The sequence below is a fragment of the Roseomonas sp. TAS13 genome, assembly GCF_001950415.1.
In the GTDB taxonomy this organism is placed as follows: domain Bacteria; phylum Pseudomonadota; class Alphaproteobacteria; order Acetobacterales; family Acetobacteraceae; genus Roseomonas; species Roseomonas mucosa.
Map to the genome: position 1 here is coordinate 1 of NZ_BDLP01000160.1, position 9,754 is coordinate 9,754.

A 9,754-nucleotide genomic window follows, 5' to 3' on the forward strand; every position below is an offset into this window, starting at 1 on the left:
GCCCTCGGTCGGGCTGGCCCTGGCGCTGGAGGCGCTGGGCCTGCCGACCGCCCGGCTGAAGACCGGCACGCCGCCACGCCTGGACGGGCGGACGATCGACTGGGCCGCGCTGGAGATGCAGCCGGGCGACGCGGTGCCCGAACCGCTGTCCTGGATGACGGAGCGGATCGCGAACCGGCAGGTGGAATGCGGCATCACTGCCACCACCCCGGAAACCCATGCGTTGATCCGCGCCAGGCTGCACGAGGCACCGATCCATTCCGGCCAGATCACCGGCCGCGGCCCGCGCTACTGCCCCTCCATCGAGGACAAGGTGGTACGCTTCGCGGAGCGGGAGCGGCACCAGATCTTCCTGGAGCCGGAGGGGCTGGACGACCCGACCATCTATCCCAACGGCATCTCCACCAGCCTGCCGGCGGAAGTCCAGGCGGCGATGATCGCGACCATCCCAGGGCTGGAGCGGGCGGTGATCCTGCGCCCGGGCTATGCGGTGGAATACGATTTTTTCGACCCGCGTGCCCTGCGCCCGACGCTGGAGGCCAAGTCGGTGCCCGGTCTCTTCCTGGCGGGGCAGGTCAACGGCACCACCGGCTATGAGGAAGCGGCCGCGCAGGGGCTGCTGGCCGGGCTCAACGCCGCCGCCCGGGCCGGGGGGCTCCGGGAGGACCGCCTGCTGCTCCGCTCCGAAGCCTATCTCGGCGTGCTGGTGGACGACCTGACCACCCAGGGGGTGAGCGAGCCCTACCGCATGCTGACGGCGCGGGCCGAGCACCGCCTCTCGCTGCGGGCCGACAATGCCGGGCTGCGGCTGACCGCGCTCGGCCTGAGCTGGGGCTGCGTCGGGCCGGAACGCGCCGCCCGCTTCGCCGGCTTCGGCCGGGCGGTCGAGGCGGCGCTGCAACGCGCCCGCACCGAGAGCGCCACGCCCAGCGCCCTGAACGCCGCCGGCATCCCGGTGAACGAGGACGGCAAGCGGCGCACGGTGCTGGAGGTGCTCGCCCTGCCCGGCACGGATGCCGGCCTCGCCTTCCCCTGGCTGCGCGGTCTCGCTCCGGCCGTGCTGGCTCAGATGGAGGCCGAGGCGCTCTATGCCCCCTATCTGCGTCGGCAGGAGGCCGAGATGCGCCTGCTGGAACGGGAGGAGCGTCTCCGTATTCCCGAAGGGCTGGATTTCGCCATGGTCCCTGGCCTTTCCACCGAAATGCGCCAGCGGCTCGACGCCGCCCGTCCCGCCACGCTGGGCATCGCCGGGCGCGTGCCGGGCATCACCCCGGCGGGCGTCGCCGCGCTGGCCGGGCATCTGCGGCGCTTGTCCGAGAAGCCGCGCGGGGTGGCGGCATGATCCCGGTTCCACGTGAAACGCGGGAACGGCTGGATGCCTATGCCGCGATGCTGCTGCGCTGGAACGAGCGGATCAACCTGATCGCCCCGCGCGACGCCGCTGCCTTCCGCACCCGGCATATCGAGGATTCGCTCCAGCTCCTCCCCCTCCTTCCCGGCAACCAGGCCCCCGCTGCCGATCTGGGATCGGGCGGCGGGCTGCCGGGGATGGTGCTGGCCCTGGCCGAGCCCGGGCGACTCTGGAACCTCGTGGAGTCGGACAAGCGCAAATCCGCCTTCCTCCAGGCCGTGGCGGGAGAGCTGGGCGCCACCAACGTCACCGTGCACCCACGCCGGATCGAGGACACCACCCTCCCCCCGCTGGGCGTTCTGACCGCCCGCGCACTGGCGCCGCTCAGGCTGCTGCTGCCCTATGCCGCGCGCTTCCTGGCGCCGGAGGGCATTGCCTTGTTTCCGAAAGGCAAAACCGCCGAGGCCGAGTTGACCGAGGCCACCCCCTCATGGTCCATGGCGGTGGAACGGTTCCCCAGCGGGACCGACCCTTCCGCCACTCTTCTCCGCATCTCCGGGATACGACGTGCCGGCCTCTGATACCTCTCCCCGGCGGCGTGGCCCCGGCTCCTCCCGACCGGCCCACCGCCTCGCCCTCGCCAACCAGAAGGGTGGCGTGGGCAAGACCACGACCGCGGTGAACCTCGCCACCGCCTTGGCCTCCACCGAACGGGTGCTGCTGATCGACCTCGATCCGCAGGGCAACGCCTCCACCGGCCTCGGCAGCCCGCGCGCCCAGCGCGGCGCCGGCACCTATGCGCTGCTCACCGGCCAGAAGACCCTCGCCGAGGTGATCGCCCCGACGCAGATCCCCAACCTCTCCCTCCTCCCCGCCGATGCCGATCTCGCGGCGGCGGAGGTCGAGCTGGTGAACGAGGAGAAGCGCGAGCGCCGCCTCGTCGATGCGCTCGATGCCGGAGGCGAGGTGCTGAAGGACTACGACCGCATCATCTTCGACTGTCCGCCCTCGCTGGGGCTAGTGACGCTGAACGCGCTGGTCGCCGCGCATTCCGTGCTGGTGCCGCTGCAGGCCGAGTTCTTCGCGCTGGAAGGCGTCTCCCAGATCGCCCGCACGCTGGACCGCGTCCGGCGCGGCCTGAACCCGGCGCTGGAGCTGGAAGGCATCGTCCTGACCATGGTGGATCGGCGCAACAACCTGTCCGAACTGGTCGGTGCCGATGTGCGCTCCTTCTTCAAGGACAAGGTCTTCGAGACCACCATTCCCCGCAATGTCCGGGTCAGCGAGGCGCCCTCCCACGGGTTGCCGGTGATCCTCTACGATTCCCGCTCGGCGGGCGCACAGGCCTATATCCGCCTTGCCGCCGAGCTGCTGAAGCGCGAACGCGCCCGCAAGCGCACGGCAGGCCCTGCTCCCGAGGAGGAAAAAGCCGCCGAGAAGGAGACCCCGTGAAGAAGCCTGCCCGTCTCGGCATGGGCCTGTCGGCCCTGCTGGGTGATGCCCCCGTCGCCGTCGCCGCCACCGCCTCCCCCAGCGACCACCAGCGCATGCTGCCGATCGAGGCGCTGGAGCCCGGCCCCTTCCAGCCGCGCGGCCCGATGGAACAGGAGGCTCTGCAGGAGCTGGCGGAATCCATCCGGGAGCACGGCATCCTGCAGCCGATCCTGGTGCGGCCGAAGCCCGGGACAAGCGGCGTCTGGCAGATCATCGGCGGCGAGCGCCGCTGGCGCGCGGCGCAGCTCGCCAGGCAGCACGAGGTGCCGGTCGTCGTCCGCGACTTCGACGACCGCACCGCCATGGCGGCCGGCCTCGTGGAGAACCTGCAGCGCGAGGATCTGAACCCGCTGGAGGAGGCGATCGGCTACCAGCGCCTGCTCGACGATTTCGGCCTGAAGCAGGAAACGCTGGGCCAGGCGGTGGGCAAGAGCCGCAGCCATGTCGCCAACACGCTGCGCCTGCTGAACCTGCCGGACAAGGTGCGCGCCCTGCTCTCCTCCGGCTCCCTCACCGCCGGCCACGCCCGCGCCCTGCTGACCGCCGACGACCCCGTGGCCCTGGCCGAACAGGTGGTGACCCGGGGGCTGAACGTCCGCCAGACCGAGGCCCTGGCCGCCGCCACCCCGGCCAGGCCCAATGCCGCCCGCACAGTGTCGGACCCGGAAACCAAGGCGCTGGAAAAGGACCTGGGCGAGCGCCTCGGCCTCGGCGTGGCCATCCGGCGTTCCGGCAAGGGCGGCAAGCTCGTCCTGTCCTGGCGGGACCTCGACCAGCTCGAAAGCGTCCTGCGCCTGCTGAAACCAGGCACGGCACCGCATCCGGGCGACGCCTGACGTTGCACCCTCCCAGGGGAAAGGCGCCGCCTTTCCCCCGGACCCCCTATCCGCCAGGACCCTGCGGGCCCTGGACCCATTTTCGTTGGTTCTGTCTGACGCCGGATCGCGCCGGAGAGCATCGCTCTCCGGCGGACTGCCGGTGCCACAGGCGCGGACACGGTATCTTTCTTTTCGGGAGCCCCGCCTCTCCACCTGCTCCCAGGGATCAGGCCGCAGGGTAACGGTTACCACCAGCGCCAACGCAAGCCCGGGGTCCGGGGACCGGCTTCGGTCCCTGGCGGAGAGGGGGTCCGGGGCGAGAGGCAGAGCCTCTCCCCCGGCGGTCAGCCACGAAGCGCAACACTCACCAGCAGGGGTCAGATGAGCGGGGGCCGGACGCGTGGGGCCTGTGCCGCCCGTCCCCTGCCCCGGGGCCGGACGCCTTCCGCTTTCCGCGCCGCCAGGGGTTCCGGCAGGCGCGGTCCGGTGGAGCGGGTGCGGAGATCGCGGGCCGCCTGTTCCAGCACATCCCCGAAGAGCTCCAGCATATCCGGATGCAGCTCCTCCAGGAGCCGCTGGATGCCTTCGACCACCAGCCAGTCCCGGACCAGCCTGGCCTCTGCCTCCTCCGCGGAGGGCAGGACAGTGGCTCCCCTGACGGCCAGGGCCGGAACCGGCCCTTCAGGCTCCAGGGGGACCGGCTGGGAATGCGTCAGGGCTTCGCGCATGTCTGGCTCCGGGCTCGGCAGGGATGACCGAACGTGCCGGGCAGGATGCAGGCTTTCTCCGGGCGCGACTGTATCGGAGCGCACAGAATGGTCATCTTCCGGCCATCCTTCCGACCGGTTCGGCGGCTGGGCGCCTAACGCCGTGCCAGCGTGGCCGCCCTGCGGGCCAGGGCCATCACCGCCTCGCGCGCCACGGCGCGGTCGGGCACGGGCTTGCCGGTGCCGCCGGATTTCACCCGCGCCTCGGCCCGCAGCAGCATGGCGCCCATCTCGGCCAGGGCGGCCGGGCGCCAGATCCGCAGCGCCCGCTCGAAGCCCGGCTTGTCGCGGAAGAAGACGGGGGGACGCAGCGCCTGCATCGCCGTGCCGGGCGGCTGCCCTGCCGCGACAGCCAGCGCGGCCAGATGCAGCCGCTGCACATGACGCAGCGCAGCGCGGATCGCTGCCACCGGGTTGATCCCCTCGGAAAAGGCGCCTTCCAGCAGGGCATCCGTGCGCGGCACCTCGCCCGCCGTGGCGCTCAGCAACGCCTCGCCGATCTCGGCGCTGATCCCCTCTTCGAGGCAGGCGAGGACATCCTCCTCCCCCACCGTGCCGCCGGGCCCGACATAGAGGGCGAGCTTTTCCAGGCTGCGGCGCATCAGGCGGCGGTCCTCGCCCAGCCGCTCGCTCAGCCAGCCCAGGGCGGAAGGCTCCACCTTTACCCCTTCCTCGCGCAGGATCTCGCCGATGCTGGCGGTCAGCGCCTCGCCGCGCTCGCGCCAGCATTCCACCGCCACCGCCTCGCCTGGCCCTTCGGCCAGGGCGCGCAGGCGGGAGGACTTCGGCAGTTCGCCCGCCTCCAGCACCACCAGCGCCTCGCCGCGCCCGGCCAGAACCTCGCGCGCCGCCGGGGCCAGGGCATCCGTGGCATCGCGAACACGCACGAAGCGCCGTCCGCCGGTCATGGCCAGGGCCGCCGCCTCGCCTGCCAGGGCACCGCCCCGCTGCGCCTGGTCGCGCGCCAGCTCCGCCACACGGAAGGGATCGTCGCCACCGACCACGGCGCGCAGCAGCGCATCGGAACGCTCCCGCACCAGGCCGGGGTCGTCGCCATAGAGCAGCACGAGCCGTGCCGCGCCGGGATCGCGCAGGAAGGCGGCGACGCGGCGCGCCTCGATCTTGGGCATGGCGCCGCTCCTTCAGCTCGGTCCGCGGGGCGGCCGGGTCAGGCGCTCCGGCCCGCCGCCTGCGAGGACAGGGCGATGGCGACCTTCTCCACGATATCGTTGGAGATCAGGTCGATCAGCCGGCGCTGCGCCGCCTCGGAGGCGACATCGGCCGCGAAGAACTGGTTGTCCGGCAGGTTCCAGGCATCGGCGCTCGTCTCCGCGCCGCTGGCGACCAGCACCGGCGGCACCGCGGCCGTGTAGAGCTGCCAGGGGGCCGTGACGACATAGCGGGAGCGGGTGGCCGCGCCATCCCGGCGGAAGCCCTCCTGCTCCACGCCGATCTGCAGCGCGGCCCGCAGGTCGTAGCGTGGCGTCACGCCATAGCCGGAGCCCAGCCGGTGCTGCAGCGTCCGGCGCAGGAGCTGCCCGCTGCGCTCCGGGATCAGGGCGACCTGCACCGAGGCCAGTTCCTCCCGCGTGGCGCCGGCGGCGGCCGACTGGCCGCCCGGCGCATAGAGCGGCCGGAAGCCGCAACCGCCGAGCAGCCCCGCCATGCCACCTGCCGTCACGCCCAGAAGGGCCCGCCTGCTCCAGCGCTCGCGCAAGTCTTTCCCCCTCAAACGACGAAGTTGACGATACGGCCGGGCACGTAGATGCGCTTGCGCACCGGCTTGCCGGCGATGGCGCGCTGCACGTTCTCCTCCGCCTCCGCCGCCGCGACCACCGCGGCCTCGTCGGCCCCGACCGGCACCTGGATCGTGGCGCGCAGCTTGCCCAGCACCTGCACGGCGATGGTCATGCTTTCCGCCACCAGCAACGTCGGATCGGCCTCGGGCCAGTCCAGCTCCGCCACCAGCCTCTCCCCGCCGGGGCGCAGCATCGACCACAGCTCCTCCGCCAGATGCGGCATGGCCGGGGCGATCAGCCGGGCCAGCGCCTCCAGCCCCTCGCGCCGCGCGGCGCCGTCGGCGTCCTTCGCCGCTTCCAGCGTATTGGCGAACTCGTGGATGCGGGCCACGCCGACATTGAAGGCGAAGCTCTGCCAGGCCTCGCTCACCGCCGCGATGGTGCGGTGGGTCGCCTGGCGCAGCGCCCGGCCCGCCTCGCCCGGCCCGGTGCCGGGCGCGGGCAGGTCCGCCACGGCATTGCTCACCAGCCGCCACAGGCGCTGCACGAAGCGGTGCGCGCCGGTGACGCCGCCCTCGGACCATTCCATGTCGCGGTCCGGCGGGTTGTCGGAGAGGATGAACCAGCGCGCCGTGTCGGCGCCGAAGCGGTCGATGATCGCGCCCGGATCGACCGTGTTGTTCTTCGACTTCGACATCTTCTCGCCGCGGCCGATGGTCACGGCCTCGCCCGTCGCCTTTGCCGTGGCGGTCCCGTCGGGGGCGATCTCCACCTCCTCCGGATAGAGCCAACGGCCGTCCGCGGCGCGATAGGAGGCGTGCGTCACCATGCCCTGGGTGAACAGTCCGGCGAAGGGCTCGGGCGTGGCCACCTTCCCCATGCCGTGCAGCGCGCGGGTGAAGAAGCGCGAATAGAGCAGGTGCAGGATCGCGTGCTCGATGCCGCCGATGTACTGGTCCACCGGCATCCAGTGGTTCACCGCCTCCGCCACCAGCGGCGTCGATGCGCGCGGCGCGGTGAAGCGGGCGAAGTACCAGGAACTGTCCACGAAGGTGTCGAAGGTGTCCGTCTCGCGCCGCGCCTTCGCGCCGCATCGCGGGCAGTCGACGTGCTTCCAGGTCGGGTGGTGGTCCAGCGGGTTGCCGGGTTTCGAGAAGTCCACGTCCTCCGGCAGCCGCACCGGAAGCTGCTCCGCCGGCACCGGCACGACGCCGCAGGCCTCGCAATGGATCGCCGGGATCGGGCAGCCCCAGTAGCGCTGGCGCGACACGCCCCAGTCGCGCAGGCGCCAGTTCACCACGCCGCGGCCGGCGCCCTTCTCCTCCAGCGCGTCGATGGCGGCGCGCTTGGCGGAGGCGGTGTCCCTGCCGTCCAGGAAGCCGGAGTTGATCATCACGCCGTCCTCGGTGAAGGCGATGTCGCCCACCGTGAAGGTGGCGGCGTCCCCACCTTTCGGCAGCACCACCGGCGTCACGTCCAGCCCGTATTTCCGCGCGAAGTCCAGGTCGCGCTGGTCATGCGCCGGGCAGCCGAAGAGCGAGCCTGTGCCGTATTCCATCAGCACGAAGTTGGCGATCCAGACGGGAAACGTCGCGCCCTCGATGAAGGGGTGCCGCACGCGGAAGCCGGTGTCGAAGCCGCGCTTCTCCGCCTGCTCGATCGCCGCCTCGGAGGTGCCGGCGGAGCGGCACTCGGCGATGAAACCCGCGGCCCCCGGATCGCGCGCGGCGGCCGCGGCGGCCAGCGGATGCTCGGCGGCGACCGCCAGGAAGCTCATGCCGAAGAGCGTGTCCGGCCGGGTGGTGAAGACCTCCACCTCCGGGATGCCGTCCACCGGCTGCTCCAGCGCGAAGCGCACCCGCGCACCCTCGCTGCGGCCGATCCAGTTCGCCTGCATCGTCCGCACGCGCTCGGGCCAGCGCTCCAACCCGTCCAGCGCCTCCAGCAGCTCCGGCGCGAAGCGGGTGATGGACAGGAACCACTGGCTCAGCGACTTCTTCTCGACCATGGCGCCGGAACGCCAGCCGCGCCCGTCGATCACCTGCTCGTTGGCCAGGACGGTGCCGTCCACAGGGTCCCAGTTGACCCAGCTCTCCTTGCGCTCGACCAGCCCGGCCTTCCAGAAATCCAGGAACAGCGCCTGTTGCTGGCCATAGTATTCCGGGTCGCAGGTGGCGAGCTCCCGGCTCCAGTCCAGGCTCAGCCCCATGCGCTTCAGCTCGGCGCGCATGGCGCTGATGTTGGCGTAGGTCCACTTCGCCGGATGCACGCCGCGGTCGCGCGCCGCGTTCTCCGCCGGCAGGCCGAAGGCGTCCCAGCCCATCGGGTGCAGCACGGCATGGCCGGTGGCGCGCTTGTGCCGCGCGATCACGTCGCCCAGCGTGTAGTTCCGCACATGCCCCATATGGATCTTGCCGGAGGGGTAGGGGAACATCTCCAGCACATAGGCCTTGGGCTTCGTGCCGTCGGGCACGTCGGGAACGGCGAAGCAGCCACGCGCCTCCCATTCCGCCTGCCAGCGCGGTTCGGCAGCGGCGAAGTCGTAGCGGGCAGGCGTGGCGGCGTCAGTCATCTCGTTCCGGCTGTCTCAGCAGAGGCGCGGCCGGGGCGGCCCGGCCTTTCCGGAAGCCGCCGCCGGGCTGCGAAGCCCATGGGAAACCCTGGAAGAGCCCGGCATCCGGCCGGAATTGCCGCCAGGATTAAGCCGCCTGGATGGCGGTGGGAAGGGCGGGGATCGGGAAGCAGAGTTAACCTTTCGGATTGCATCCTCTAGGATGAAGGACGAAAACCGAAACACGTCTCAGTTGTGGAACCTGAATGACCTCTGTCACCGCGTGCCGGGCCCAGCCGGCATGCACCGGCATGGCGGATGACGCGGCCGGCCGTCCGGGGGAAGCCCAGGACGCCGGAACCGTCCCGCACGGCCTGGCGGGGGCCGCGGCATCGCCCCCGGCCGCCACACACCCCTCGCCGCCCGCCGACGAGGACCACGCGGCGGCCCATCGCTTCCAGGCGGTGGTGGACAATGTCGCCGAGGGCATCGTGGTGGCCGACGCGACCGGCCGGATCACCTATGCCAACCGCAAGATGTTCGGCATCCTGGGCTGGGCGCCGGAGGAGCTGCTGGGCCGCAACGTCGCCATCCTGGTGAATTCCCAGGAAGCAGGCCAGCACCACGGCTACATGGCGCGCTACCGGGAAAGCAGGACGCCGCGCGTCGTCGGCATCGGGCGGGAAACCATCGCCCGGCACCGCGACGGCCGCCCGGTGCCGATCCATCTGAGCCTGTCCGACGTGGAGATGGACGGAGGGCAGCACTTCGTCGCGGTGATCCGCGACAACACGGCCTTGCATGCCGCCGCCGCCCGCATCGAGCGCCTCGCCTATGTGGACGAGCTGACGGGGCTGCCCAACCACAGCCGGCTGCGGGAGGTGCTGGCCGCGCATCTCGGCCAGCCGGACGCCACCGCCACGCTGCTGCGGCTGCGGATGGAAGGGCTGGACAAGATCGTCGCCGCCACCGGCCGGCCGACCGGCCAGGAGCTGTCTCTTGATCACATCTACGCACAGCTCCACCGTAAGGCG

The 9,754-nt window shown here is 71.8% G+C and carries 9 protein-coding genes; 5 read left to right on the plus strand and 4 right to left on the minus strand.

Annotated features, from left to right (window positions below):
- The 4 genes from ROTAS13_RS13400 to ROTAS13_RS13415 all read left to right on the plus strand — a co-directional run.
- Nucleotides 1-1,342, plus strand: a 1,342-nt coding sequence (locus ROTAS13_RS13400; RefSeq protein ID WP_075822588.1) for an FAD-dependent oxidoreductase, incomplete at its 5' end; no start/stop codon positions are given.
- Nucleotides 1,339-1,932 carry a 16S rRNA (guanine(527)-N(7))-methyltransferase RsmG gene (gene rsmG / locus ROTAS13_RS13405; protein WP_019463050.1) on the plus strand — a complete coding sequence of 198 codons (594 nt, stop codon included), beginning with the start codon at nucleotides 1,339-1,341 and terminating at the stop codon, nucleotides 1,930-1,932. The genes ROTAS13_RS13400 and rsmG, both read left to right, overlap by 4 nt.
- Nucleotides 1,919-2,803: a ParA family protein gene (locus ROTAS13_RS13410; RefSeq protein ID WP_075822589.1), complete on the plus strand. Its 885-nt coding sequence runs from the start codon at nucleotides 1,919-1,921 to the stop codon at nucleotides 2,801-2,803. Before rsmG ends, ROTAS13_RS13410 begins: the two co-directional genes overlap by 14 nt.
- Before the next feature lie 20 nt (nucleotides 2,804-2,823).
- A complete protein-coding gene (locus tag ROTAS13_RS13415; protein WP_075822590.1) occupies nucleotides 2,824-3,681 on the plus strand; it encodes a ParB/RepB/Spo0J family partition protein in 858 nt (285 codons plus the stop codon).
- Nucleotides 3,682-4,040: 359 nt separating this feature from the next.
- Here the strand turns inward: ROTAS13_RS13415 and ROTAS13_RS13420 are convergent, their stop codons facing one another.
- From ROTAS13_RS13420 to leuS, 4 genes are all read right to left on the minus strand, one after another.
- Nucleotides 4,041-4,391 (minus strand): hypothetical protein, encoded by a 351-nt coding sequence (locus ROTAS13_RS13420; protein WP_019463047.1) that lies wholly within the window; start codon nucleotides 4,389-4,391, stop codon nucleotides 4,041-4,043.
- 134 nt (nucleotides 4,392-4,525) lie between these two features.
- Nucleotides 4,526-5,560, minus strand: a complete 1,035-nt coding sequence (holA, locus tag ROTAS13_RS13425; protein ID WP_075822591.1) for a DNA polymerase III subunit delta — start codon at nucleotides 5,558-5,560, stop codon at nucleotides 4,526-4,528.
- 38 nt (nucleotides 5,561-5,598) lie between these two features.
- Nucleotides 5,599-6,147 (minus strand): LPS assembly lipoprotein LptE, encoded by a 549-nt coding sequence (gene lptE, locus ROTAS13_RS13430; protein WP_051005027.1) that lies wholly within the window; start codon nucleotides 6,145-6,147, stop codon nucleotides 5,599-5,601.
- 11 nt (nucleotides 6,148-6,158) lie between these two features.
- Nucleotides 6,159-8,741 carry a leucine--tRNA ligase gene (gene leuS, locus ROTAS13_RS13435; RefSeq protein ID WP_075822592.1) on the minus strand — a complete coding sequence of 861 codons (2,583 nt, stop codon included), beginning with the start codon at nucleotides 8,739-8,741 and terminating at the stop codon, nucleotides 6,159-6,161.
- A 290-nt stretch (nucleotides 8,742-9,031) separates the two neighbouring features.
- Between leuS and ROTAS13_RS13440 the strand changes: the two genes are divergently transcribed.
- Nucleotides 9,032-9,754, plus strand: a 723-nt coding sequence (locus ROTAS13_RS13440; RefSeq protein WP_171979101.1) for a PAS domain S-box protein, incomplete at its 3' end; no start/stop codon positions are given.